We start from the raw sequence: 25,371 nt of genomic DNA on the forward strand, positions 1-25,371 counted from the left end.
ATCTGCTATAAACAAAAGAGTACAAAATTTATCTATGAACACATTAGGAAAAAAAATTAGACTGTTAAGACATCAGAGAGGCTGGAGCCAGGAAGATGTAGCCAAGAGATTAGATATCTCAATTCCGGCTTTTTCTAAAATTGAAACAGGTATTACAGACGTTAATCTTTCTCGTTTAAATCAAATTGCAAATCTTTTCGAGCTTAGCTTGGTATTATTGTTATCTGATGCGGACTCAGACGAAAGTAAAGGCGTAAGGGAGGAGATGAAAGAGTTAGGAAAAAGATTGCAAACTCGTGAGCTTGAAGTGATCGATTTGCAAAAGAAAGTAATTGATCTTTACGAACAGTTACATAAGAAATAGTAAATATCCTCCGAAACAGAAAAGACAGCCGATGACGCTGTCTTTTTTGTTTTCATTTAGCGCATTAGCTAATGTGTGCAACTAAAAGTCGTCATCATCAAAATCGTCGTCACCACCCAGGTCCAAACCTTCTAAATCCAAGTCGTCGTCGAAGTCGCTGTCGTCGTCTTCAGGGCCATCGAAGTTGAATAATTTCTCATCTTCCAGCACACTTTTTTCCATCGTTTCCATCACGTTTTCCATTGCTTAGCTATCTGTTATTTTGTGTAAAAATATACAACAAAAATATATTTTACGATTTTTTTACTAAAAATATCAAACTGTATTTCAGGTAGTTATGTAGTTTGTTTTTTTGGTATTCAAATTACTTGCACAATAAACAATGACGCGATGTACATACGATAGCATGAGTTGCACTCTACTCATCTAGTCGTGTAGGAAAAATGCTACTTCGACCCATGTGATTATTACGCTATAGACACACAATTAGTCGTAAAAACAGCCAAGAATAAATATATTATAAGATGCTACTTGAGCGTCTTTCCGATGTGGCTTAATAATCGATTACCTGCACTTCCATCTGCTGTGGCATGGTTCGAAAATCATAGACCTGATTACGTAGTTGTGGTTCAAAACCTGCTTCTTTAATCGACTCTTGGATCGAAGTAGAAGTGAAGCGATGCGGCGCTCCGGCTGCAGAAACCACATTTTCTTCAATCATGATCGATCCAAAATCATTGGCGCCTGCGTGTAGACATAACTGCGCTGTGCGTTTACCAACGGTGAGCCAAGAAGCCTGAATATTTTTGATATTGGGAAGCATAATACGACTCAAAGCAATCATGCGAATATATTCGTCTCCGGTCACGTCATTCGTAATGCCACGAAGACGTTTTAGCAATGTGCCATCATCTTGGAAAGGCCAAGGGATAAAGGCTACAAAACCATAATGATCGGCTGGTTTCTCCTGCTGCACTTCTCTGATCCATACCAAATGTTCGAAGCGTTCTTCAATCGTTTCAATATGTCCAAACATCATGGTAGCAGACGTAGGCAAGTTGATCTGGTGCGCGGCGCGCATTACATCGAGCCATTCTTGACCACCGCATTTTCCTTTAGAGATCAATCTACGTACCCGATCATTTAATATTTCTGCTCCAGCACCTGGTAAAGAATCTAGTCCAGATTCTTTCAAGGAACGGAGCACATCGATATGCGACATGTTTTCTAATTTCGAAATATGTGCAATCTCGGGTGGGCCAAGAGAATGTAATCGTAAATTTGGGTAAAGGGACTTAAGCTCTTTGAAGATATTGTTGTAAAACGATAATCCCAAATCCGGATGATGACCGCCTTGTAATAGCAGCTGATCGCCACCGTATTTAAATGTTTCCTCGATCTTCTGTTTATATGTTTCGATGTCAGTGATGTAGCTATCTTCGTGGCCTGGGCGCCGGAAAAAGTTACAAAACTTACAATTGGCGATACACACATTGGTCGTGTTTACATTGCGATCGATTTGCCAGGTCACTTTGCCATGCGGGACTTGAATTTTTCGTAATTCATTGGCCACATAAGCAAGATCGGCAGTCGCCGCATGATGATACAGAAAAACACCCTCTTCTTGCGTTAGGAAGTCAAACTGTAAGGCACGCTCTAATAAATTGTTCACTTTCATCTAGAGACAAAGATACGTGATTTTGGGGATATGCCAAGGATAGGGGCGATCGTTTCACAATTATGAACTAGCACTGACACGTCATTTGTTAAAGCCCATAAATGACGTGATATATTAGTGTATAATTTACACTATGCTTTTTATCTTCTGTATTTTTGCGTATCTTTAAAGACAAAAGTTTTTTTAATAATTTATCTCAAAACACATATGAGCCTAAAAGATTATAAAGGTGTATTGACAGGAGATCAGGTACAAGAACTGTTCGAGAAAGCGAAAGAACACAAATTTGCTTTGCCTGCCGTTAATATTATTGGTACTAATTCATTGAATGCGGTGATGGAAACTGCTAAAGCAGTCAATTCACCAGTAATTATTCAATTATCAAATGGTGGCGCACAGTTCTATGCTGGAAAAACTGCTGATAACGATAATCTAAAAGCGTGCGTATTAGGTGCTGTATCTGCGGCACAACACGTACATTTGTTGGCAGAGCACTATGGTGTAGCGGTGATCTTGCACACCGATCACGCGGCCAAAAAACTATTGCCTTGGATTGACGGATTACTAGATGCTGGCGAAAAATTCCATGCACAACATGGCAAGCCTTTATTCTCATCTCATATGTTAGATCTTTCTGAAGAGCCTTTGGAAGAGAATATCGAAATCTCTGCGAAATATCTTGCGCGTATGAAACCACTCGGTATGACCATCGAAATCGAATTGGGTGTTACTGGTGGCGAAGAAGATGGTGTTGATAACACAGATGTAGACAGCTCAAAACTATATACGCAACCAGAAGAGGTAGCTTATGCATATGAAGAATTGTCTAAAATATCTGATAAATTCACTGTAGCAGCCGCTTTTGGTAACGTGCACGGTGTATACAAACCAGGTAATGTCAAACTACAACCTGTAATCTTGCATAACTCGCAAGAGTATATTCGCGAGAAATTCAAATTAGATGCACAAAAACCAGTCAACTTCGTATTCCATGGTGGTTCAGGTTCTTCGCCAGAAGAGATTACAGAAGCACTATCATACGGTGCCATCAAAATGAACATCGATACCGATATGCAGTGGGCTTTCTGGGACGGTGTACGCCAATATGATGCCAAAAACCATGATTATTTGCAAGCGCAGATTGGCAATCCAGAGGGAGCAGATTCTCCTAATAAAAAATACTACGATCCACGCGTTTGGTTGCGCAAAGGTGAAGAAGCATTCGTTACTCGTTTAAAACAAGCTTTTGAAGAGTTGAATGCGGTTAACTCCAACGATAAGTTATAATCCAACCATATTTGCCCAGTTTTACTGCTGGCTAAAAAAGGGAGATCCGACGGATCTCCTTTTCTTTTATATAAAAAATAAAACTTTTAAGGCGTATATAAACATTTTTGGTCGAATTGTTGTTTAGACATACAAGACACATAATTATATCAAAAAATTATACCTTATGAGATCAAAATTTTATTTTTCGATGATTGCCATTTTTTGCGCAATAACATTTGTACAACCGGTATTGGCTAATAATAACGAGCCTAATCCGAAAGAAGTAGCTGCTGATCCGGCAACAGAAGCACGTATTGCTGAAATTGAAGCGCGTGTGAACGAAATCAAAACAATGGATCGTAGTAACATGACCAAAGCAGAACGCAAGGCCATGAAAAAAGAGTTGAAGGAGTTGAAAAAAGAATCAAAAGCATTGGGTGGTGGCGTTTACTTATCAGTAGGTGCTATTATCATCATTATCTTGTTGTTGATTTTAATATTATAATCAACGATTCTATAATTCCTATTAAAAACGCCCTGATCATAACTATATAATCAGGGCGTTTTCTTTTACATTTACTTTTCTATCGTTTATAGCTGAACCACTTAATGAGTTCTTTGATGCTAGCTTTTTTACCATACATCAAAATTCCGACCCGATAAATACGCGCTGCTACCCAAGTTGTAAATAAGAAACCCACTACAAGAATAGCAAATGAGGTCACGATCTGCCATAGAGGAACATCAAAAGGTATTCGTACCAGCATGGCGATAGGCGAAGTTAGCGGAATAAAGCTGAGCCATGTGGCAATGGATCCATGCGGATCATTGACAATAACGCCAAAGGATAGCGCATAAGCTAAAAGCAATGGCATCGTGATCGGCATCATAAATTGATTTGTCTCGGTTTCGTTGTCTACCGCCGAGCCCACCGCTGCGAAGAGCGCACTGTATAATAAATAGCCTGCAAGAAAAAATAGAAAGAAACAAATCAATAATTCTGGAAAATCAATCGAGTTCATGGCAACTTTTAAATCAAATGCGCCTGCATTGTCTGTGGCGGAAATTTGATCCATACCTGCCGTAGCCGGCATCGCACTGGTCATCTCTTCAGGTTTGTCCATAAATACCGAGGCCGCAGATATCAGGCCTGCACTCAAAATGATCCACAACAGAAATTGTGTTAAGCCGACTAATCCGATTCCTATGATCTTACCCATCATCAGTTGAAAAGGCTTGACAGAAGAAATAATAACCTCCACAATTCGACTGGATTTTTCTTCGATAATGCCACGCATTACTTGTGTGCCATATAAAAATAAGGACAGATACACTAAAAGGGCTAGTGCGATGGATATTCCCATCGCCACTCGCGTATCGCTATCTTTCGCGTCGCCAGTATCTGTTAATTCTTTGGAAGTAATGCGGATATTAGAATCCAAATCACGAATGAGACTAGGATCCATGCCTAGTTCAGAATATTGATGAGCTTGTAGGATGGTCGTCAGATGACTTTTTACCTCACTTTGTGTCGCCATATTGGGTTTGCCAGAAGATAGCAGCTCAATGCGTTTGCTGCTGTAGAAGTCTGCTGGGATAATCAATATGTTGATGTTATCTTTCTTGCCTTTGATCTCAGAAATTTGCTCCTGCAACTCAACATTAGATTTGCTGTAGGTGATGTTGCGATTGTTTTCGAGCTGTGCGCTGATGCCGCCTTGCTGATCCAGCACAAAGACGGTAGCATGCGTATCTTCAAAGCTTTTTTTAGTGAGGTAAAAGATACCTGCATAAAGTGCAATGAAAAATACGGGCACCAAAAAGGTGACTAATAAGAAGGATTTTTTACGTACTCTGGATAAGTATTCGCGCTGGATAATAAGTGCAATTTTGTTCATGTTGGATACTGCTTAAAACTGTTTGTTATTGGTAACCTGTTCGATAAAAATATCGTTCATCGATGGTACGATTTCCAACACCTGATGAATACTAATCTGTGGAATCAGAAACGACAGCACATCGTTGAGGTTGTAAGATGGCGAAATTTGGATTTTAGCGGTATGTTCATCATCATCCTTCACCTGTTCTAGTACACTGTATAGTTCACTACTACTAGGTAGCGAATCTGCCGCAGATTTGCTTGTATAGCTCACCTTATAGGTTTGATTCTTGTGGCTGGCTTTGATTTCTTTAACTGCTCCGTCCAATATTTTCTTTGATTTATTGATCAGCGCGATATGATCGCATAGCTCTTCAACCGATTCCATACGATGAGTAGAGTAGATGATGGTAGCTCCTTTTTTGTTCAGTTCCAAAATTTCGTCCTGAATGATCTGCGCATTAACGGGATCGAAGCCCGAAAAAGGTTCATCAAGAATAATCAGCTCGGGCTCATGCAATACCGTGGCTACAAATTGCACTTTTTGTTGCATCCCTTTACTGAGGTCTTCTACTTTCTTTTTCCACCAACTTTCTATCTGCAATTTTTCGAACCAATATTTTATTTTCTTTTTGGCGTCTTCCTTTGATAATCCTTTTAGCTGAGCCAGATAAATCATTTGTTCACCAATCTCCATCTTCTTGTACAATCCACGTTCTTCTGGTAGATAACCAATACGACTGATGTGTTTGGGTTGCAGCGATTCTCCTTGAAAATATATTTCACCTGCATCTGGTGCAGTGATTTGGTTGATAATACGGATTAAGGATGTTTTGCCTGCGCCATTTGGACCTAATAAACCGAATATTTGCCCTTCGGGGACGAAAAGAGAAACATCGTCCAACGCGCGGTGGTTGGCGTATTGCTTCACAATGTTGCGAATGTCTAACATGGATAAGATTGGTTTTTTCGAGGCTCAAATTACTGAAAAAATCTCGTCAAGCATGATGTTTTTGAAGATAACAGCAAGCGTAGCGTCTATTCTCCCGTTTTCATGGAGAAATGCTACCTTTGCGTATGGTGATCAAAACCGCAGAGTTCATCTGCAGCAATACACAAATCGATAAATTACCCGAGCCTAACAAGCCAGAGTATGCTTTCATTGGCCGATCCAATGTCGGTAAATCCTCGCTCATCAATGCGATTACCGGTCGAAAATATTTGGCAAAAACGTCTCAAAAACCAGGAAAAACGCAATTGATCAATCATTTTTTGATTAATGATAATTGGTATTTGGTCGATCTTCCGGGTTATGGGTTTGCTCAAACTTCGAAAAAGAATCGTGCAGACTGGGAAAAATTTATTCGTGCTTATCTTACGCGTCGTGAAACGTTGCAATGTGTATTTGTATTGATCGATAGCCGTCATGAACCGCAGAAAATTGATTTGGACTTTGTGTATTGGTTGGGAGAAAAAGGATTGCCTTTTATGTTAGTATTTACCAAAGCAGATAAGCATTCTGCCGTAAAATCGGATCAAAATATCGCTAAATTTCGCCGCGCTTTAAAACAATGGTTTGAAGAAGTTCCGGCTCATTTCTTAACCTCGTCGGAAACGAAAATCGGGTGTGATGAGCTGTTGAATACCATTGGTGATATTAATGAAAACTTCGTATTGCCTCCAAAAGTATGAAGAAGTACATGTCTTTAGTGCTCTTCGCACATAGTATTTTCGCATTACCTTTCGCGATTATCGGTTTTTTCTTAGCGGTCACCATGGGCTTGTTTCATTTCGATTGGCTTCTCTTTGTGTTGATGTTGATCTGTATGGTCACCGCGCGCAATTCAGCTATGGCTTTCAATCGCTATTTAGATCGCGATATCGACGCTTTGAACGCGCGTACCGCGGTACGTGATATTCCTTCAGGGAGAGTGGCTCCGCGCGAAGCGCTTATTTTTACGATTGTGAATTGCGCGATATTCATTGTCGCCACCTATTTTATTAATCCGCTTTGCTTGTTTTTGGCGCCGATTGCCCTATTCGTCGTGTTGTTCTATTCTTACATGAAGCGCATATCACCTTTGTGCCATTTGGTATTGGGTTTAGGTTTGGGATTAGCGCCTGTTGGCGCCTATTTAGCGGTAGCTGGACAGTTTCATATCGTTCCAATTTTTTTCGGTTTTTCGGTTTTAACTTGGGTGAGCGGATTTGATATTATTTATGCTTTGCAAGACGAATCCTTCGATCGGGAGCATGGTCTGCATTCTATTCCCGCGCGTTTTGGCGCCGCCAAAGCCCTGCAGATTTCGACTTTGCTACATGTATTGTCATTTGTATTTGTCTTGTTGCCTCTGTTTTATATTCCAGTTAGCTGGCCCTATTATGTAGGATTGGTTTGCTACGGCGGACTGCTGATCTATCAGCACCGTATTGTGAGCCCGACCGATTTGAGTAAAGTAGATCGCGCTTTCATGACTACGAACGGCATCGCTTCGGTGGTATTCATGTTCTGTTTCCTGTTGAATTTGTGGGTATTGGGATAAGTATTTCCTAGCTATATAAAAACAGACAGGGCAATCCATTTCGGATTGCCCTGTTTGTTTTTTTATTGCCAACCGCCGCCGAGCGATCGGTAGAGATCCACCAAGGCGTTGTATTGTGATTTCTGCGATTCGATTAGTTCAAATTTAGATTCGAGTACATCGCGTTGTGTGGTCAGCACTTCCATGTAGTCGGCATGTGCCGCGCTAAATAGATCGTTGGCAATCTGTATCGACTCATTGAGTACATTTACTTGCTTGTTTTTGTATCGCGTTCCTTCTACCGCATTGTGGTATTTGGAAAGCTGATTGGCCACTTCTACATAAGCATTTAATACCGTTTGTTCGTACTCAAATACCGACTGGATTTGCTTGGAATTGGCCGTTAGATAATCTGCCTGAATGGCTTTTTTATTCACCAACGGTGCCATCAAATCTCCAGCCAATGAATACACCAACGATTGTGGCGTCTTCAACAGATAAGCCGGGTTGAAAGCTTGATAACCGATTGAGGCAGAAATGCCCAAGGAAGGATAAAAACGTGCTTTGGCTACTTTCACATCCAGATCTGCAGCTGCCATGCTGAGTTCTGCTTGCCGCACATCGGGACGGTTTTCTAATAATTGTGCTGGCAAGCCAGCATCCAAAGCGGCTAACGTGTTTTCATCAAACTCGGCAGTGGTGCGCTCAATGTGCTGCGGGAAACGCCCTGCCAAATAGTTCAGTTTATTTTCAGTCTCCACGATGTGCTGATCGATCTCAAATTGCAAGCTTTGCGTTTTAAGCAATTCAGCCTCAAACTTTTTGACCGCTAATTCCGTTACACGGGTAGCCAGTTTTTGTACTTTGGCAGTCGTCAAGGCATTCTCCTGCAAGGCGATATTTTGTTGCAAGATGATGCGTTGCTGATCGAGCGCCAACAACTCATAATAGCTGTTGGCAATCTCCGCGACCAGATTAGTCACCATAAAATTCTTACCTTCTACCGACGATAAAAAACGCAATTGTGCTGCCTTCGTGGCATTGTGCAACTTATGCCATATATCGATTTCCCAATTGGCAAACAATGCGGCGCCAAAGTCGGGCATCGGTTCTGGGTTTTCTTTTCCGTGGCGAATCTCCACTTCTCTTTCCAGCGCACCTAATGGCGTGTTTTCGCTTCGTTTTTCTACGCCAGCTCCACCGCGCACACCGACGAATGGTAAGTATTCCCCTTTGCGTGCCAACACCTCATTGCTCGAGATGGCGATCTCTTGCAACATCACATTCAATTCCTGATTATGCAATAAAGCAGTATCTATCAGTTTCACCAAATGCGGATCATTGAAGTATTTGTTCCAATGCAAATCGGCTATATTCCGCGTAGAATCTGCCTGTGCGTAAGCTTGTGGTAAATTCGCAGTAGACGCTTGTTTTTCAATAATCTTTGGCGTGCCGCAGCTGCTTGCTAAAGCGGATGCTACGAGCAGCGTGCTATATAATAAAGTTGTTCTTTTCATTAGTTTTCAATTTTTTCGAGCAAAGGCATTTCTTCCTCGTCTTTGATGAGTTTCCGTTTGTTGGCAATCGTTCCGAAGATGAAATACAATCCAGGCACGACGATGACGCCGAAGATCGTACCGAGCAACATACCGCCGGCGGCTGCAGCGCCGATTGTGCGGTTTCCGATCGCACCTGGTCCGTGCGCCATCACCATCGGAATCATACCGGCGATAAAAGCAAAAGAAGTCATCAAGATCGGACGGAAACGGACGCGCGCGCCCATCACGGCAGCGCGGTAGATCGAAAGACCTTCGGCATGTTTTTGCATCGCAAACTCCACAATCAAGACCGCATTCTTACCGAGCAAACCGACGAGCATGACTAATCCCACTTGCGCATACACATCATTGGCTAAGCCCATGATCTTGAGTAATAAAAAGGTACCGAATATTCCGGCAGGTAGCGAAAAGATAACCGATAGCGGGATGATGAAACTTTCGTATTGTGCTGCTAATACCAGGTATACGAAGCCGAGTACGACTAAGAAGATATAAATGGCCTCATTACCACGAGCGGCTTCATCTTTTGTTAATCCTTCCCAGCCAATATCGTATCCTCGCGGCAAAGTTTGCGCGGCTACTTCTTGAATTGCCTGAATGGCTTCTCCTGTACTATAGCCATTGGCCGGTTCGCCTTTAATAGCCGATGATGGATACATATTATAACGTGTAATCTCATTCAATCCCTGCGTTTTGTGCATGGTCATGAATGCGGAGTACGGTACCATTTCGTCGCGGTCGTTCTTCACGTACAATTTCATAATATCGTCTGGCAAAGCGCGGTATTCTGGCGATGCTTGCACATACACTTTATAAAAAGTACCGAAGCGGATAAAACCTTGCTCGTATGTACTACCAATCAAGATAGAGAGGTTGTTCATCGCATTTTCAATGTTGACGCCTTTTTGCATGGCGGCTTCGTTATCAATTTCTAGTTCGAATTGAGGATAGTTGGCCGAAAAGAACGTAAACATACCGGTCAATTCTTTGCGCTTGCGCAAAGCAGCCATAAATTCGTCATTCACCTGCTCCAATGCTTTATAATCGTCCGTATTGGTTTTATCTAATAATCGCAATGAAAAACCGCCTGCCGCACCATATCCCGGTACCGCTGGTGGACCAAAGAATTCAATCGTAGCACCCGCAATATTTTTGGTATGCTCTTCAAGCTGTTCAATAATTTCCGGTACGCTGTGCGTGCGCTCCGACCAATCTTTGAGCTCGATCAGACAGGTTCCAGCGTTGGATCCACGGCCTTCGGTCAGGATTTCGTAACCCGCCAAAGCTGTTACCGAAGCTACGCCATCCACATGCTCGGCTGCTTTTTGCAGTTGGCGCGCCAGATCATTGGTACGTTCCAGCGTAGATCCTGGCGGCGTTTGTACGATGGCGTAAATCATTCCTTGATCCTCATTAGGTATAAAACCTGACGGAAGTGTTCTCGAAATACCAAAAATACCGACCGCAAATGCCGCCAATAAGGTAAAGGTCACCACGCGACGGTTGACGATGCGTTTTAAGAATAACGCATAACGAACATTCAAACGGTCGAATTTTTTGTTGAATACGGCCAAGAATTTCTCGATAGGATTGAGTTTGGCTTTCTTGCCTTTATGCGGTTTGAGCAGCATCGCGCAAAGCACTGGTGTGAGCGTCAAGGCTACGAAACCTGAAATGACAATGGAACAGGCCATCGTGATGGCAAATTGCCGGAAGAATACACCGACTGGTCCTGTCATAAAAGCTACCGGAACAAACACCGCAGTCATTAATAAGGTGATCGCGATTACCGCGCCGCTAATCTCTTTGATGACTTCCACCACGGCAGCATAAGGTCGCAGATGCTTTTCATGCATTTTCGCATGCACGGCTTCTACGACCACAATGGCATCATCCACCACCACACCGATCGCCAGCACCAAGGCAAAGAGTGTGATGAGGTTGATGGTCAATCCAAATGCCTGCATAAACATAAATGCTCCAATGAGCGAAACGGGAACTGCAATAATGGGGATTAGTGTTGAGCGCCAATCGCCCAAAAACAAGTAAACCACGAGCGCCACCAAGATGAAGGCTTCACCCAAGGTATGCACGACTTTGTCAATGGAAGCATTTAAGAAATTGGATACATCGTAGGTGATTTTATAATCCATTCCGGGAGGGAAGGAAGAAGCTTTAATTTCTTCGAGCTTGTCCTTTACCTCTTTGATTACCTCATTGGCATTACTGCCGTAGTTTTGTTTTAAGGTAATGGAGGCTGAAGGCAAGCCGTCAAGATTAGAATAAATATCATAGAATTCACTACCTAGTTCAACCGTTCCGATATCTTTCAATTTCAAGCTTTCGCCTTCGGGATTGGAGCGGATAATGATGTTTTCGTATTGATCCGTTTTATTGTATCGGCCTTTGTAGGTGAGCACATATTCTAGTGATTGAGAACGCTTGCCCGTACTTTGTCCGAGGCGACCCGGTGTTCCGATAATACTTTGTTGGCTCATCGCTTCCATTACTTCATCCGTCGAGATATTGTAGGCGCGCATGCGATCTGGATTCAGCCAGATTCGCATGGCGTAAATCCGGCTTCCCAAAATTTTGGCACTACCTACGCCATTCAGTCGGGAGATTTCTGGGATGACATTGACGTTGGCAAAGTTGTAGAGGAATTTCTGATCCGCATTTGGATCTTTACTGTACACATTGACGTACATCAACATATTAGGCGAAGTATAACTTACCACCAAACCTTCGCGTTGTACGAGTTCTGGCAGTCGGTTCGTGACTTGCTCAATACGCGTTTTTACATTGACCATCGCTTGGCTGGGATCTGTTCCCAAATCAAAATAAACCATGATCGTCGCTTCACCCGCGCTGGTGGCATCGGAAGTCATGTATTTCATTCCTGGTGCACCGTTAATAGACTTTTCCATCGGAATAAGTACGGATTCAGTCAATACATTGGCGCTGGCGCCAGGATAAGCAATGTTCACTACGACCACAGGAGGGGCGATGTCTGGAAATTGCGAAATCGGAAGTGTGCCGATGGCCAATAAGCCGAGGAACACGACCACAATAGAGAGGACGATGGCAAGCACCGGCCGTTTTATAAATTTTTCAAACATGTTTCTTAATACTTTAAGGTGGACGTATAACTTATTCGCTAGCCAAGGTGAGTTTGCTCATCGCTTCGCGCGGTGCTTCGTAGTCGACCACCACTTTATTGCCATCTTGTACTTTACGAATGCCTTCCAACAAGATTTTTTCCTGTCCGGTTAATCCAGATCCTACTATAAATAGATCAGGCATTTCCGCTTTCACTTGGATCGGAGTCAATTTTACTTGATTGTCCGCATTGATCACATAAACATATCTTTTGTCCATAATCTCAAAGCTGGCTTTTTGCGGAATGATCACCGCATGCGGCATCGGCACAGCCATGAGGATCGTACCGGTTTGTCCATTTCTTAAGATGTTTTTAGGGTTAGGGAATGTCGCCCGGAAAGCAATGTTACCCGTTTCGTTGTTGAAGTCCGCTTCGATGGTTTCGACTTTACCGGAGTTTTCGAAAACCTGCTGATTGGCCAAGAAGAGCTGTACCTGATCGAGGTTATGCTCGTTGGCGTTGTTTTTATAATTAAGGTATTCGGCCTCTGGTACATTGAAATATACCCACATCTGGCTATTATCTGAAAGGCTGGTCAATAGATCGCCTTCATCGACTAAACTTCCTAGACGAAGATTCAGGTGATCTACATAACCATCATAAGGTGCGGTGATGCGCGTAAATTGAAGATGCGTTTTAGCAAGTTCCATTTCGGCTTCAGCACGTTTGTATTTAGCTTTTGCCAAAGCGAGTTCATTGGCTGAGACCACATTTTTATCAAATAGGGTTTGCGCATTGAGCACTTCTATGCGGTTTGTTTCTAATTCGGCTTCTGTTTTATGAAACTCGGCGTTATAAACATTGGGCATGATTTGGAACAGGAGCTGTCCTTTGTGCACGTACTGTCCTTCGTCTACAAATACCTTTTCCAGATAACCTCGTTCTTGTGAGCGGATTTCAATATGTCGGATCGACCGGATCTGGCTGACGTATTGTTTGGTAATGGTGGTGTCTTGTACAAGCGGCGATGTGGCTGTGTAGTGCCCTTCTTCTTCTGTATGCGTGTGCTTTTGTTGGCAAGATGTAGCTATGCATAGCGATACCAAGCTATACAAAATGGTGTTGAATTTCATACTAGATATGATGTTAATCAGATATTGATTTAATAAATACGTTTTGGGAGATGGTGTAGTGAACGCAGATGCAAATTGTAGGTACACAGGCGATGGTACACCAAATGAACGCTAACTGCCATATTTAGTGCAGTTTAGCAAAGCTCCAGATAGGAGAAGGGAAGAAGGCTAAATGCGAAAATCTTGGAAAAGTATGTACCGTTCGGTACGGATTGCCAATTGGTTGGCAATATGTCTAGTATAACTTGGTAAGCAAGTTATGGATTGAGCGAGCTCATCGTAGCACCATCTTGGGTGAAATCCCTGTTGCGCAAAACGATCTGTCTGTGGCGTGGCATCTTCTTTTTTGACCGATATTTCTTCTACTTGCTCAATCGCTTGATCGATAGCGTGATGAGAAGAAGAATTGACCGAAAACTGGTGATGGTGCGGTGCAGGATTCGCGGAAATAGGGGAGTCCGATGCAGCTACAAATTCGCATTGTGTTGGAATCGGCAAAACTGTACGCAGCTTGTCTGGCATAGTTTGGCCTGACACCATTGAGATGGTGAACATCCAGAACCCTAATAAGGTCAGCAGCCGGTTCATGCGCGTTTCCATGCGGTGCAAATGTAAAAAAAACTGGGAATACGTAATGTTAAATTTTTATTAATACTTGGTAAGTATGTTTTTTAAGTGAATTGGAGGGTCGCGCCGAAGTTAGTAATATAAGTGATGTCAAATGATGGGGTGGAAGGTAGGCGTACTGAAATTTTATACTCGGATAATATACCGGAATTGCGTAATTCCTGTCAAGTTTTGCTACTATTATTAACTTTTCCGACAAAATTAGACCAATTGTATTGGCAATGCGTTCTAAAAACGTTTTCTTTGCAAGAATCTAAAGAGGCATTAATGGCGAAGAATTTATTGATAGTAGAGTCCCCTGCAAAGGCTAAGACGATAGAAGGTTATTTAGGTAAAGATTTCCTCGTAAAATCTAGCTACGGACACATCCGAGATCTGGTAAAGACTGATGACGCTATCGATACCGCCAATAAGTTTCAGCAACGATACGAAGTACCATCGGATAAAAAAGCGGTAGTCAGCGAACTAAAGAAACTTGCTAAACAAGCCGAAACGGTATGGCTCGCATCCGATGAGGATCGCGAAGGAGAAGCCATATCATGGCACCTTTATGAGACGCTCGGTCTGAAGGATGACAATACCAAACGAATCGTATTTCACGAAATTACCAAGCCTGCTATCTTAAAAGCCATAGAAGCACCCCGTAAGATTGATTACAATTTGGTTAATGCACAGCAGGCTCGCCGCGTGCTGGATCGCTTAGTTGGTTTTGAATTGTCGCCCGTATTGTGGCGCAAGGTCAAACCTTCTTTATCTGCCGGTCGCGTACAATCGGTAGCCGTTCGCTTGATTGTAGATCGTGAGCGCGAGATTAATAAGTTCGAAGCTACTGCATCGTTCAAGGTGGTTGCTGTATTTTCTACAGGCAATGCACGCGAACTATTTAAAGCAGAATTGCCACAACGGTTTGATCAGAAACAGGAAGCACACGATTTTCTGCAAGATTGTATTGCGGCATCTTTTGAGATCAATTCGCTCGAGAAGAAACCATCTAAACGAAGCCCCTCAGCTCCATTTACCACTTCTACACTTCAACAAGAAGCCAGCCGAAAATTAGGTTTTTCTGTAGCACGTACCATGCAGGTAGCACAACGGTTATACGAAGCTGGGCACATCACTTATATGCGTACCGACTCCGTAAACTTGTCGGACACCGCGATGGAAAGTGCGCGCGCAGAGATTGTGAACGCATACGGCGACAAATACCATAAACAACGCCAATTCAAAACCAAATCTGCCGGCGCACAAGAGGCGCACGAAGCCATTCGTCCTACTTATTTTTCGCATCACACCGTCGAAATGGATGCTTCCGAAAGGAGATTGTATGAGCTAATTTGGAAGCGTGCTATTGCGTCTCAAATGAGCGAAGCTGAATTCGAAAAAACAGTCGCTAAGATTCATATCTCGACACGAGCCGAAGAATTTGTAGCGAATGGAGAGATCATGAAATTTGATGGATTTCTGAAGGTATATATGGAATCCATAGATGAAGATCAAGAAAGTGCGTTAGAAAATGATGGCGACAATGCTTTATTGCCGCCATTGAGCAAAGGGCAATCGCTTCAGCTGAATGATTTATCGGCTACAGAACGTTTCTCCAGACCGCCAGCGCGCTTTACTGAGGCATCTCTGGTAAAGAAATTAGAAGAATTAGGTATTGGTAGACCATCTACTTATGCACCGACCATCTCGACAATACAGAATCGAGGTTACGTAATCAAAGAAGAACGCGAAGGCCGCGAACGACAGTTCGATGTTTTGACCGTACGCAATAAAGAAGTGCATCAAGAAACGAAAACCGAAATCACTGGTGCCGAACGCAATAAAATGTTTCCGACAGATATCGGTATGTTGGTCAATGACTTTTTGCTTCAACACTTCAAAGGAATTGTAGATTATCACTTCACCGCCAAAGTAGAGAAGGAGTTTGATGAGATCGCTCATGGTGCGAAGGAATGGACAGATATGTTGGAAGATTTCTATGGTCCTTTTCATAGCGAAGTGCAAGATACCATGGAAAATGCTGATCGTGCCAATAGTGAACGCGAATTGGGTGTAGATCCTGCATCAGGCAAACCTATTAGTGTACGCGTTGGTAAATTTGGGCCACTGGTACAGATCGGGTCTCAAGACGATGAAGAAAAACCACGTTTTGCTTCTTTGCGCAAAGGGCAGATGATCGAAACCATCACGCTCGAAGATGCGTTAGAACTGTTCAAATTGCCGAAGAAGGTCGGTAGCTATGAAGATAAAGATATGTCTGTCGCAATAGGTCGATTTGGTCCTTATATTCGCCACGACAGCTCTTTTTATTCTCTGCCTAAAGGAGTAGATCCTTTGGATGTTACTGAGCAAGAGGCGATCACGATTATTGAAGAGAAGCGTCAGAAAGATCGGGATAAAGTGATTCGCGTATTTGATGAAAATCCAGATGCTCAGATCGAGAATGGCCGTTGGGGTCCATTTATTCGAATGGGCAAGCAAAATATTAAAATCCCTAAAGGTACAGAAGTAGAGAAAATCACCTACGAAGACGTACTCAAATGGGCAGAAACGGCACCAAAACCTAAAAAGGGTGCGGTAGCCACAAAAGCTGCTGCCAAAACTGCTACGAAAACACCGAAGAAAAAGGCGGCAACGACAAAGAAGACAACTGCGAAAAAGAAATCCTAATCATATGAAGAAGGATCTGCCAGAAAATAGTGTAACAGGTGTAGATGTAGCCGTCGTGTTAGAAAGTGACTCGCCACAAGGTAAGGTATGGAATGTATATCTTATCAATGAGAAGGATACCCAAATTCAAAATGTATTGGTATCTTCTAAAGGATACGGCACAAAAGATAATCGAGAAGTTAAAACTACCACATTGCGGCACTTTTTAGGTGATGTTGGTGCACAATCTGCCGTGAAGATTGAGGCTATTGATACGGAAGTGTTTGGACTGACCAATGAATATTGGGTAAGCTACTACGAAGACAATATCATGTATGACAAAAAATACATATTTCTGCCCGAAAGCATCGTAGACGAAAACCTGATCAATGCGCCATTTATTGGTAAACCCGGTGTGATGATAGGAGGACAAAACTAATGGCGAAGAACAATTTTGTGATCGCGATTGATGGCTTTTCGTCCTGCGGCAAGAGTACAGTGGCCAAAGCTTTGGCCAAGAAATTAAACTTCGTTTTCGTAGATAGTGGTGCGATGTATCGCGCCGTCACACTGTATTTTATACAGAATAACGTCGATATGAACGATGAAGCACAAGTGGCGAAAGCTATTGCCGATATTCACATTGATTTTATTCCTAATAGTCAACAAACACAAATCCTGTTGAACGGAGAAGATATTTCGGAAGCTATTCGCACGATGGAAGTTTCTTCGTTAGTGAGCGAAGTGAGTGCCTTGAAGCAAGTACGTACGGCAATGGTTGCGCAGCAACAGAAATTAGGCGCAAAACGTAATATTGTGATGGATGGACGTGATATCGGAACGACGGTATTTCCGAGTGCTGATCTCAAAATATTCATGACTGCTGATCCGTATATCCGTGCCGAAAGACGCTTTGCCGAATTGGCAGCTAAAGGTGAGCAGCTCACGATGGAAGCGGTAGTAGAAAATTTAGCACATCGCGATCATATCGACAGCAACCGCGAAGAAAGTCCGCTACGCCAAGCCGAAGATGCTGTTGTATTGGATAACTCACAATTGACACAAGAGCAACAACTGGATTTCGTACTGGATCTCTATCGCAAAACGAAGGAAGCTTCTGCAAAATAGCACAGAACCAGCGATCTGGAATGATGTTGATAGTTTCTAGGTTCGATTGGATTACCCAATTTGTCCTAAATGCGTATTCTTAAAGCTGTCCTCAAACTTTAATCCAAAACCAAACACTCGATCCATAGCAGCATGTCCAAATAAAATTATACCTACCAAGGTAAGTGGAGAATACTGTAGCCATAATCCTAAACTCAGGATAGTAATGGCAATTAATTTATGGTGAAATAAATTGTATAGAATCGCGCCAATCTTCGTGTTAGTGAAATAGCCAATCATCGACAAATCTGGCATCAGGATACAGACAATAAATACCCACCACGCGTATTCTAATTGGTTAAACAATATGATCGATAACATAAACTGACCTAATTCTTCAAGTTTCAATAGATTCTTCATTTATACTGCTTTTACAGAACAAAGTTCTGAAACTATACAGAAGAAGCTCTTGATATAGATCAAGAATTTTCGGTTCGGCGTTTTCTTATTCGGCTAAATGTTTCGGGTGTCATTCCCAGGACAGAAGCAATGTATTGCAAAGGAACTTGATTAAATAATGCCTTGTTTTGTTTAAAATAAAGGTCGTATCTTTCTTCCGCCGTCATTGCTAAATGAGAAAAAACTCTGTCCTCAATCATACCAAAGCATTTAACAATAAATCGTTTTTCAATTTCATTCCACTTCGGGAATTCGCTGCAAAGCTTCAGGTAATTTGTCTTGGTGATAGTCAAAAGCTGGGTTTCTGTGAATGCTTGTATATTCCATCGATTGGGTTGATCAAAAAAGAAACCCAATACTTCCGTAATCAGAAAGTTTTCGGTAGCTATCCATTGTGTGATTTCTTTTCCGTCCGATAAGGCATAAACTCTTAAAATACCCGATTTAACAATGCTCAGCTTATCACAAACTTTATCTGTCCTTGTAAAGAAATCATTTTTGCGCAGCTTTTCTTCATCAAAATAGGAGCTAACTGTTAACAATTCTTCGTGAGTAAGATCTCCAAAGTAGCCCTGTATTAATTGACTGAAGCTTTGCGTGCTAAGATTTGATGCTGAATTATTCACTTTCAAATATACACAATAGTTCGATGTCTATTTATCGCCTATTTGGTTGGTGGAGTGGTGTATTTAAGCGTGTGTCTGTGCGGTTCTCGTGCACAATTATTAAGCAAAGGTTGCTTAAGTTCGATCACAAAAAAAAGTCCTGAAACGGGGAGTTTCAGGACTTTACCAAACCAATTATTAACCTAAATTATGAAATTATACTACTAAAACGCCAGTATATCCCGAATGTTGTATAAATATTAATTGTTAACATTTCTTTAACAAATTCGCAGGTGCTTATGTGGCCTGTGTACCTTTACGGCGCAAAAGAGAGATTGATCTTGCGGAATCCGAGGCCTTCCAACAGTGGGCGAAATACGTGTAACGCATTCGATTTTGTTTGCTCCAAAATGTCCGATTGCCGTACTTCCTTCCGGATTTGAGTTTCTGCTGCCTTGTAGGCTGCGTCCACCAATTGTGCTTCGCGAAAGAAAGCCATCTTGGTATCATATACACGAGACTCGTCGTGATCGATACGTACGTAGCAAATCTCTGGTCGAGGCAACTGTATAATTACCGAATCGCCAATCACCTCCACATCATTAGCACTGATTTGAGCTAAATCTACACAGCCCACAGCATCCGCTTTCACAATCAGTAGTACGGACGCATCTGGCAGATACGCGCTGATGTTTTTATGTTCTACGACATCGCTAAGTCGGTATTTTACCAACTCCAATTTGCCCATAGCTTCGATACGTTCTACTAATATCTGATGCCGTGATTCTACATTATCAGCCGGGCTAAACCGTTTCCAAATGATCCAACCAGCAAAGCCCAAAAGGACGAGAATAAGTAGTGTAATTAAGATTTTTCTCATGATAAATAAATACTCAAATAACAGACCAACACAGCATTAAAAGGTTTAATATTTGTGCTTCGAACACAAAAAAAGCCTACACTAAATGTAGGCTTTACACACACTGAAACAAAATACCCAGCTTCTAAGGGTATGTGGTCACGACTTTACTCACTTGCCAGCCGTCAACAGTACGGTTTAGCGTGATATAGTCTACGCGGCTGAAGTGGCCAAAGTTCATCGTTGCTTTGGCGATGCTGGTATTGCCTACTTCATCCAGAATTTCGTATTTGCTTGTGCAATCGTATTTTAAACCTTTGTTTTTCTTCAAAAATCTTAAGTACTCAGAACGGCTATTCTTTGTCTTATTGACATCGTTCACGTATTCAAAATCTTTTGCTAATAAGTGCTCGCTCCATTCGTAATTGCCAGATGAGATCATCTCGACGTAGGTCGCTACGATGCGGTTAGAATTGTAACTCTTTAAAGGATTTACTAGTGTAGAAGCGAAAGAGTTCAGGCTTAACGTTACTAAGATCGCTGCGGTGAGGGTGATGAATATCTTTTTCATATTTTTTGAAGTTATGTTTAATTGTTTCTTCAAAAGTAGCGTACATACGGATTCCGCAGAATAATGATTCGACAAGCTACGCGCTATTTTCGGTCAGTAGGTAAGATTAACCGGTAAAAATTTCACCTACTGTTTTTTATAGCACTTAGCCGATCTATACGCCGACTTTCATAACTTCAAGACGCAATGAAATATCGTAATGTTGCAAGAATTTGTATTAAAAATTTTTAACGTCTTTCTTTTGCTTCGTTTTCAGCAAATTCGGCAATTTCGACTATTCGTGGTATACTAGATTTTGGAGCCATGTTCCGAAGCTTTTTGATACGACGTTTTCTTTTCAGGTTATGAATCAGTTTGGTATCTGAATACATGCGCCAATTCATTAATAAAACACTACTTAATACCACACATAAACCTAATATCTGAAGTCCGGTCACGATATGATCGGTAAAAAAGTGAGCCAATAAGAGTGCAACAATAGGATTGACGTACGCGTGCGTGCTTACTTCGGTCGCTGGTCTTACCTGCAAGAGCCATATGTAAGAACTAAAAGCTAGAATCGATCCCATGAAAATCAGATAAACAATTGCGCCCCAATACTCTAAAGGGACACTAGCGGCATCAAATCCTGCATAATCACCATTAGTAGTGCCCACCAAGGTAAATACCACACCGGCAGTGAGCATTTGCCAAGCCGTTTTTACGCTTACATGCAAATCCTTCGATTTGGCTGTTTTTTGCCCATCAATTTCAATAATTTCATCAGAAGGCTTTCTGCTATATTTGCTGTAAAGCGATCCAATTGTCCATGCGATTGTACCCATAGTCATTACAATCATAGCAATCAGTACCATGGACTGATCGTGCTCATCTACGCTATCATTGAATATTTGCTCGGCAAAAAGCATCAATACGCCCAAGAAGCCCATTATGAGACCAATCACTGTCGTAGGGCTGCTAAAATTTTCTTTCCAACGCGGTTTGTCCAATACAATAAACCAGATTACGGTAGCAGCGGAAATAATCGAGACAATTCCACTCGAGATAAACTGTTCTGACCATATCACAGCAGCCATATCCAGAAATAGTAATAAGAAACCTACGAATAAGGCTTGCTTCACCGCACGAGGTTCATACAGTCGATAACCTTTGATCTTACAATACACCATCAGGATCGTACCTGCCGTCAAGAAACGAATAGAACCAATAACAAACGGTGGAAAAGCATGCAAAGCCTTTTCAATAAAGAAGAAGGTAGATCCCCATACGATATATACAACCAGATAAGCAAAAATAATTAGCCCAAATGGCGATTGTAATTTTTTTACCATAACAATTATTCTAAAATTTTACTACGAAGGAATGACCAACTTGTGACTTTCCTTCACGGTTTCCAATACAATAGTGGTGCGAGTGGATATAATACCATCGATCTGACTCAATGTATTTCGCATCAAATCGACCAAACCACTGGAGTCGCTGGTGCGTACTTTGATTAAATAACCATCATCTCCAGCAATATCGTGTACCTCTAATACTTCTGGTATTTTGGCCAGTAAAAGACCTACACGCTGATCGCCGATATTGTCGTGTGATTTGATGAATATAAATGACAGCATCTTCTGATCTAAGGCATCTGGATTGATATGCGTGTGATAATCCAAAATAACACTTTTGTGTTCAAGCTTCTTTACTCGCTCCAATATTGCCGACGGTGCCATGCCCAACTCCCGCGCAATATCTGCATTATTCGTGCGGGCATTTTGCTGCATGATCCGTAGTATTTGCAGGTCGATCTGATCTAAATTATATTCCACTTTTTCCATAGCGCCACAAAAGTAAATATTATCTGAATATTGTTCGTTAATTTATTGTAAATAGTGAATATTATTCCTTGTGTTGTGGTTTTTGAGAATATAAGACAGTGTGTTGCGGTTAGTTGTGAATAATATTCTTGAATGTTTTTGCAGGTCATTTGTCAGCCCCACTGAGCTTATCGAGATAATCAGGCTGGTTTTGATTATGTTTGTCATACCACGCGCGTGGATGTGATTGTACAGAAGTTTATGAATAAAGAAGTACTGAGCTCGCTTTCTCCTAATTTAAACGGAAAGCTTTATTACGATCAGGATATTGCTGCTCATAAGACCATGCTTATGGCCTACGCAACAGATGCTTCGATCTATCAGGAGTTGCCTATGGCTGTTGCTATTCCGCAGGATGAAGCGGATATTCAACAATTGATAAATTTTGCCAAATCACATCATATGACGCTTATTCCGCGTACGGCTGGCACTTCACTAGCTGGACAAGTAGTTGGTAGCGGTATTGTGCTAGATATGTCTCGCTGTTTTCGCGATATTCTCGAGCTGAACCTTCAGGAAGGATGGGTGCGTGTGCAGCCCGGTGTGATCCGTGATGACCTAAATGCATTCCTAAAGCCGTATGGATTGATGTTTGGTCCCGAAACTTCGACAGCAAGTCGTGCGATGATCGGTGGCATGGTCGGCAACAATTCATCAGGTTTGCATTCCATAGTGTGGGGAGATACACGGCAAAACCTGCTGTCGGCAACAATATTATTGGATGATGGCTCACGTATGGAAATCGAAGCACTTTCGCCAGCGCAATTGTTGCAAAAGCTCCATCTGAAAAACCGAGAAGGCGAAATATACCGTCAGCTGAATGATTTATTGACCGACAAAGCGAATCGCAATACTATTGCTAATGGTTACCCCAAAGAAACGTTGACCAGGCGAAATACCGGTTATGCACTAGATTTGTTAGCAGCGGAGGATCGGCCATTTGATCTTTGCCAATTGTTGGCTGGCTCCGAGGGTACATTGGGCATTATGCTCGAAGCAAAGCTAAAATTAATGCCGCTGCCACCCGCACAAGTAGGCGTGCTATGTGTGCACTTTGCCGATATGATTTCCTGTATGCACGGGAATATCATTGCGTTGCGGCATGCACCGCAGGCCTCTGAATTGATTGATAAATATATTTTAGATTTTACAGTAGGTCACCCTACTTATCAACACAATCGTTTTTTTATATCGGGCGATCCAGCTGCGTTGCTCATCGTGGAGTTTCGGGCAGAAACGGCAGAGCAAGTGATGGCGAAGGCCGAAGCTTTAAAAGCTGATTTACAAGCTCAAAGTTTGGGCTATGCTTATCCGCTGGTGATAGGCGACCAAGCTAATTTGGTGTGGGATGTGCGCAAAGCAGGTTTAGGTCTAATCAGAAATCTTCCTGGCGACTCGCAGCCGGTGAACTTAATAGAAGATTGTGCCGTGGCGCCAGAAGATTTGCCTGCATACGTAACCGATGTGCAAGCGCTGCTGGCCGAAGAAGGTGTGCTTGCTTCTTATTATGCACACGCCGGTGCAGGCGAATTGCATATCGAGCCTTTTCTCAATCTTAAATCGCCGAAAGGCGTACAGCAGTTTAGACGAATATTAGAAAAAACCAGCGATCTCGTGCTCAAGTATAATGGTTCCTTAAGTGGCGAACACGGTGATGGTCGCCTGCGTGGCGAATTTATCAGCAAAGTGCTCGGTCAGGACGTCTACGCTTTACTCCAACAAGTAAAATATATATTTGATCCCATGGGTATCTTTAATCGACATAAAATTGTCGATACACCACAGATGGATACTTCACTACGCTATACAATAGGCAATACGCCCGAAGCGGTCAAGACGTATTTTGACTTTACAAAACAAGAAGGTATACTACGGCTTGCCGAGAAATGCTCTGGATCTGGAGATTGTCGAAAAACTGAGGTGAGTGGCGGCACGATGTGCCCATCTTTTATGGCTACACGCGATGAAAAGGATACGACACGTGCAAGAGCCAATATTCTGAGACAATTTCTAACCTCCTCTACACAAAAAAACCGCTTTGCACACGAAGAAATCAAAGAGGTGATGGATCTCTGCCTTAGCTGCAAAGCCTGTAAAAGTGAATGCCCATCTCAAGTAGATATGGCGAAGATGAAAGCAGAGTTTTTGCAGCATTACTATGATCAGTTTGGCGCTTCATTTCGTGCTAAGATGATCGCTCATTTTACCACATTACAACGAATAGCCTCTTTGGCTGCACCACTTTATAATGCGATCGTGCGTTCGTCGCTGGCTTCAGCCATCGTAAAACGAGTCATCGGTTTTGCCCCACAACGATCGCTGCCATCGGTGGCCGATACCACATTGCAAAGGTGGAAATCGCGGCGATCCAGTATAAAAGTTGCTACGCGAAAGGTATATTTCTTTTGCGACGAATTTACCAATTACAATGATGCCGAAATCGGACGAAAAGCTATCTTATTGCTCGAACACTTGGGGTACGAAGTTATTATTCCAGCTCACAAAGAGAGCGGACGTACTTACTTGTCCAAAGGGTTTGTAAAAGAAGCGAAAGAATTGGCTCGCCACAATGTGCAGGCACTTGCTTCGTTAGTTAGTGACCAAATGCCAATTATTGGTCTAGAACCATCGGCCATTCTGACGTTACGCGATGAATATCTCGACTTGGCTGATGCCGATTGGAAGCCCGCAGCACAGCATTTGGCACAGTATGCATTGACGATTGATGAATTTTTGGATCAAGAGATGTTGCGTGGTCATATCGCCAAAACCGCCTTCACCAATACTGCAAAGAGCCTAAAGATACACGGTCATTGTTATCAAAAAGCGTTTCAGTTGATGCAGCATACCACGAGTATATTATCCTTTCCAGCCAATTATCAAGTGGAGCTGATTCCGTCCGGTTGCTGCGGTATGGCGGGTTCGTTCGGTTATGAAAAAGAGCACTATGAGGTTTCTATGAAAATTGCGGAATTGGTATTGTTGCCAGCGGTACGGGCGGCCGGCGAATCCATCATTGTCGCAGCAGGTACATCTTGTAGACACCAAATTGCTGATGGCAGCGGGCGACGTGCCTTTCATCCAGTAGAAGTATTATACGATGCATTGATTTTATAGCGAGA

General features: G+C 42.4%; 23 protein-coding genes. 9 read left to right on the forward strand and 14 right to left on the reverse strand.

Translation table 11 applies throughout. The features are described from left to right. The first annotated feature begins 34 nt into the window (after positions 1 to 34). Positions 35 to 364 (forward strand): helix-turn-helix domain-containing protein, encoded by a 330-nt coding sequence (locus tag A0125_RS06100; RefSeq protein ID WP_066753641.1) that lies wholly within the window; start codon positions 35 to 37, stop codon positions 362 to 364. 81 nt (positions 365 to 445) lie between these two features. Here A0125_RS06100 and A0125_RS15545 read toward each other — a convergent pair whose 3' ends face one another. Further along, on the reverse strand, positions 446 to 607 hold the full coding sequence (locus tag A0125_RS15545; RefSeq protein ID WP_156472436.1) for a hypothetical protein: 162 nt from the start codon (positions 605 to 607) through the stop codon (positions 446 to 448). Between the two features lie 310 nt (positions 608 to 917). After that, positions 918 to 2,042 carry a CofH family radical SAM protein gene (locus A0125_RS06105; protein ID WP_066753643.1) on the reverse strand — a complete coding sequence of 375 codons (1,125 nt, stop codon included), beginning with the start codon at positions 2,040 to 2,042 and terminating at the stop codon, positions 918 to 920. A 207-nt stretch (positions 2,043 to 2,249) separates the two neighbouring features. On the opposite strand from A0125_RS06105, the gene fbaA reads away from it, so the two are divergent. Both fbaA and A0125_RS06115 read left to right on the forward strand, forming a co-directional pair. Beyond that, complete coding sequence (gene fbaA, locus A0125_RS06110; RefSeq protein ID WP_066753645.1) at positions 2,250 to 3,329, forward strand: class II fructose-bisphosphate aldolase; 1,080 nt, start codon at positions 2,250 to 2,252, stop codon at positions 3,327 to 3,329. Between the two features lie 166 nt (positions 3,330 to 3,495). Next, the gene (locus A0125_RS06115; RefSeq protein ID WP_066753647.1) at positions 3,496 to 3,816 is read left to right on the forward strand and encodes a hypothetical protein; all 321 of its coding nucleotides are present in this window, start codon (positions 3,496 to 3,498) and stop codon (positions 3,814 to 3,816) included. Between the two features lie 79 nt (positions 3,817 to 3,895). Here A0125_RS06115 and A0125_RS06120 read toward each other — a convergent pair whose 3' ends face one another. Beyond that, the gene (locus A0125_RS06120; RefSeq protein WP_066753649.1) at positions 3,896 to 5,209 is read right to left on the reverse strand and encodes an ABC transporter permease; all 1,314 of its coding nucleotides are present in this window, start codon (positions 5,207 to 5,209) and stop codon (positions 3,896 to 3,898) included. A 12-nt stretch (positions 5,210 to 5,221) separates the two neighbouring features. Further along, positions 5,222 to 6,142, reverse strand: a complete 921-nt coding sequence (locus tag A0125_RS06125; protein ID WP_066753651.1) for an ABC transporter ATP-binding protein — start codon at positions 6,140 to 6,142, stop codon at positions 5,222 to 5,224. 125 nt (positions 6,143 to 6,267) lie between these two features. Between A0125_RS06125 and yihA the strand changes: the two genes are divergently transcribed. Together yihA and A0125_RS06135 are read left to right on the forward strand one after the other, a co-directional pair. Further along, entirely contained in the window at positions 6,268 to 6,882 is a 615-nt protein-coding gene (gene yihA / locus A0125_RS06130) for a ribosome biogenesis GTP-binding protein YihA/YsxC (protein ID WP_066753653.1), read from the forward strand. Beyond that, positions 6,879 to 7,733 carry a 4-hydroxybenzoate octaprenyltransferase gene (locus A0125_RS06135; RefSeq protein WP_066753655.1) on the forward strand — a complete coding sequence of 285 codons (855 nt, stop codon included), beginning with the start codon at positions 6,879 to 6,881 and terminating at the stop codon, positions 7,731 to 7,733. Before yihA ends, A0125_RS06135 begins: the two co-directional genes overlap by 4 nt. Positions 7,734 to 7,795: 62 nt before the next feature. Here A0125_RS06135 and A0125_RS06140 read toward each other — a convergent pair whose 3' ends face one another. The 4 genes from A0125_RS06140 to A0125_RS06155 all read right to left on the reverse strand — a co-directional run bounded on the left by A0125_RS06140 (position 7,796) and on the right by A0125_RS06155 (position 14,104). After that, on the reverse strand, positions 7,796 to 9,229 hold the full coding sequence (locus tag A0125_RS06140) for a TolC family protein (RefSeq protein ID WP_066753658.1): 1,434 nt from the start codon (positions 9,227 to 9,229) through the stop codon (positions 7,796 to 7,798). After that, positions 9,229 to 12,390: an efflux RND transporter permease subunit gene (locus A0125_RS06145; RefSeq protein WP_066753663.1), complete on the reverse strand. Its 3,162-nt coding sequence runs from the start codon at positions 12,388 to 12,390 to the stop codon at positions 9,229 to 9,231. Before A0125_RS06145 ends, A0125_RS06140 begins: the two co-directional genes overlap by 1 nt. Positions 12,391 to 12,421: 31 nt before the next feature. Further along, a complete protein-coding gene (locus A0125_RS06150; protein ID WP_066753665.1) occupies positions 12,422 to 13,504 on the reverse strand; it encodes an efflux RND transporter periplasmic adaptor subunit in 1,083 nt (360 codons plus the stop codon). 168 nt (positions 13,505 to 13,672) lie between these two features. Then, positions 13,673 to 14,104, reverse strand: a complete 432-nt coding sequence (locus A0125_RS06155; protein ID WP_066753669.1) for a hypothetical protein — start codon at positions 14,102 to 14,104, stop codon at positions 13,673 to 13,675. Positions 14,105 to 14,398: 294 nt separating this feature from the next. Here A0125_RS06155 and topA point away from each other — a divergent pair, with 294 nt between their 5' ends. The 3 genes from topA to cmk are packed head-to-tail and all read left to right on the forward strand — an operon-like array spanning position 14,399 to position 17,911. Next, positions 14,399 to 16,804 carry a type I DNA topoisomerase gene (gene topA / locus A0125_RS06160; RefSeq protein ID WP_066754262.1) on the forward strand — a complete coding sequence of 802 codons (2,406 nt, stop codon included), beginning with the start codon at positions 14,399 to 14,401 and terminating at the stop codon, positions 16,802 to 16,804. A 4-nt stretch (positions 16,805 to 16,808) separates the two neighbouring features. Continuing rightward, positions 16,809 to 17,222 (forward strand): hypothetical protein, encoded by a 414-nt coding sequence (locus tag A0125_RS06165; RefSeq protein ID WP_066753671.1) that lies wholly within the window; start codon positions 16,809 to 16,811, stop codon positions 17,220 to 17,222. Beyond that, the gene (gene cmk, locus A0125_RS06170; RefSeq protein ID WP_066753673.1) at positions 17,222 to 17,911 is read left to right on the forward strand and encodes a (d)CMP kinase; all 690 of its coding nucleotides are present in this window, start codon (positions 17,222 to 17,224) and stop codon (positions 17,909 to 17,911) included. The genes A0125_RS06165 and cmk overlap by 1 nt, the downstream gene beginning before the upstream one ends. Before the next feature lie 51 nt (positions 17,912 to 17,962). Here cmk and A0125_RS06175 read toward each other — a convergent pair whose 3' ends face one another. The 6 genes from A0125_RS06175 to A0125_RS06200 form a co-directional block, all read right to left on the reverse strand. Continuing rightward, complete coding sequence (locus A0125_RS06175) at positions 17,963 to 18,310, reverse strand: DUF4260 domain-containing protein (protein ID WP_066753675.1); 348 nt, start codon at positions 18,308 to 18,310, stop codon at positions 17,963 to 17,965. Positions 18,311 to 18,369: 59 nt separating this feature from the next. Continuing rightward, the gene (locus A0125_RS06180; RefSeq protein WP_066753677.1) at positions 18,370 to 18,975 is read right to left on the reverse strand and encodes a Crp/Fnr family transcriptional regulator; all 606 of its coding nucleotides are present in this window, start codon (positions 18,973 to 18,975) and stop codon (positions 18,370 to 18,372) included. Positions 18,976 to 19,270: 295 nt separating this feature from the next. After that, a complete protein-coding gene (locus tag A0125_RS06185) occupies positions 19,271 to 19,834 on the reverse strand; it encodes a DUF4230 domain-containing protein (RefSeq protein ID WP_066753679.1) in 564 nt (187 codons plus the stop codon). A gap of 124 nt (positions 19,835 to 19,958) precedes the next feature. After that, complete coding sequence (locus A0125_RS06190; RefSeq protein WP_066753682.1) at positions 19,959 to 20,384, reverse strand: nuclear transport factor 2 family protein; 426 nt, start codon at positions 20,382 to 20,384, stop codon at positions 19,959 to 19,961. A 227-nt stretch (positions 20,385 to 20,611) separates the two neighbouring features. After that, positions 20,612 to 21,715, reverse strand: coding sequence for an EamA family transporter (locus tag A0125_RS06195; RefSeq protein ID WP_066753683.1), 1,104 nt, complete (start codon positions 21,713 to 21,715; stop codon positions 20,612 to 20,614). A gap of 21 nt (positions 21,716 to 21,736) precedes the next feature. Continuing rightward, positions 21,737 to 22,210 carry an Lrp/AsnC family transcriptional regulator gene (locus A0125_RS06200; protein ID WP_066753685.1) on the reverse strand — a complete coding sequence of 158 codons (474 nt, stop codon included), beginning with the start codon at positions 22,208 to 22,210 and terminating at the stop codon, positions 21,737 to 21,739. Positions 22,211 to 22,450: 240 nt separating this feature from the next. Here A0125_RS06200 and A0125_RS06205 point away from each other — a divergent pair, with 240 nt between their 5' ends. After that, positions 22,451 to 25,366 (forward strand): FAD-binding and (Fe-S)-binding domain-containing protein, encoded by a 2,916-nt coding sequence (locus tag A0125_RS06205; protein WP_066754264.1) that lies wholly within the window; start codon positions 22,451 to 22,453, stop codon positions 25,364 to 25,366. Positions 25,367 to 25,371 lie beyond the last annotated feature (5 nt).

It is taken from the genome of Sphingobacterium populi (genome assembly GCF_001586775.1).
Classification (GTDB): domain Bacteria; phylum Bacteroidota; class Bacteroidia; order Sphingobacteriales; family Sphingobacteriaceae; genus Sphingobacterium; species Sphingobacterium populi.

Excerpts from the sequence above, each read along its gene's own strand:
- A0125_RS06140 (WP_066753658.1), bottom strand. The coding sequence starts at position 9,229 with ATGAAAAGAACAACTTTATTATATAGCACGCTGCTCGTAGCATCCGCT.
- cmk (WP_066753673.1), top strand. The coding sequence starts at position 17,222 with ATGGCGAAGAACAATTTTGTGATCGCGATTGATGGCTTTTCGTCCTGC.
- A0125_RS06190 (WP_066753682.1), bottom strand. The coding sequence starts at position 20,384 with ATGAAAAAGATATTCATCACCCTCACCGCAGCGATCTTAGTAACGTTA.
- A0125_RS06175 (WP_066753675.1), bottom strand. The coding sequence starts at position 18,310 with ATGAAGAATCTATTGAAACTTGAAGAATTAGGTCAGTTTATGTTATCG.
- A0125_RS06165 (WP_066753671.1), top strand. The coding sequence starts at position 16,809 with ATGAAGAAGGATCTGCCAGAAAATAGTGTAACAGGTGTAGATGTAGCC.
- A0125_RS06200 (WP_066753685.1), bottom strand. The coding sequence starts at position 22,210 with ATGGAAAAAGTGGAATATAATTTAGATCAGATCGACCTGCAAATACTA.
- A0125_RS06120 (WP_066753649.1), bottom strand. The coding sequence starts at position 5,209 with ATGAACAAAATTGCACTTATTATCCAGCGCGAATACTTATCCAGAGTA.
- A0125_RS06205 (WP_066754264.1), top strand. The coding sequence starts at position 22,451 with ATGAATAAAGAAGTACTGAGCTCGCTTTCTCCTAATTTAAACGGAAAG.
- A0125_RS06125 (WP_066753651.1), bottom strand. The coding sequence starts at position 6,142 with ATGTTAGACATTCGCAACATTGTGAAGCAATACGCCAACCACCGCGCG.
- A0125_RS06145 (WP_066753663.1), bottom strand. The coding sequence starts at position 12,390 with ATGTTTGAAAAATTTATAAAACGGCCGGTGCTTGCCATCGTCCTCTCT.
- A0125_RS06150 (WP_066753665.1), bottom strand. The coding sequence starts at position 13,504 with ATGAAATTCAACACCATTTTGTATAGCTTGGTATCGCTATGCATAGCT.
- fbaA (WP_066753645.1), top strand. The coding sequence starts at position 2,250 with ATGAGCCTAAAAGATTATAAAGGTGTATTGACAGGAGATCAGGTACAA.
- A0125_RS06195 (WP_066753683.1), bottom strand. The coding sequence starts at position 21,715 with ATGGTAAAAAAATTACAATCGCCATTTGGGCTAATTATTTTTGCTTAT.
- A0125_RS06135 (WP_066753655.1), top strand. The coding sequence starts at position 6,879 with ATGAAGAAGTACATGTCTTTAGTGCTCTTCGCACATAGTATTTTCGCA.
- A0125_RS06100 (WP_066753641.1), top strand. The coding sequence starts at position 35 with ATGAACACATTAGGAAAAAAAATTAGACTGTTAAGACATCAGAGAGGC.
- A0125_RS06185 (WP_066753679.1), bottom strand. The coding sequence starts at position 19,834 with ATGAGAAAAATCTTAATTACACTACTTATTCTCGTCCTTTTGGGCTTT.
- topA (WP_066754262.1), top strand. The coding sequence starts at position 14,399 with ATGGCGAAGAATTTATTGATAGTAGAGTCCCCTGCAAAGGCTAAGACG.
- A0125_RS06105 (WP_066753643.1), bottom strand. The coding sequence starts at position 2,042 with ATGAAAGTGAACAATTTATTAGAGCGTGCCTTACAGTTTGACTTCCTA.
- yihA (WP_066753653.1), top strand. The coding sequence starts at position 6,268 with ATGGTGATCAAAACCGCAGAGTTCATCTGCAGCAATACACAAATCGAT.
- A0125_RS15545 (WP_156472436.1), bottom strand. The coding sequence starts at position 607 with ATGGAAAACGTGATGGAAACGATGGAAAAAAGTGTGCTGGAAGATGAG.
- A0125_RS06115 (WP_066753647.1), top strand. The coding sequence starts at position 3,496 with ATGAGATCAAAATTTTATTTTTCGATGATTGCCATTTTTTGCGCAATA.
- A0125_RS06155 (WP_066753669.1), bottom strand. The coding sequence starts at position 14,104 with ATGGAAACGCGCATGAACCGGCTGCTGACCTTATTAGGGTTCTGGATG.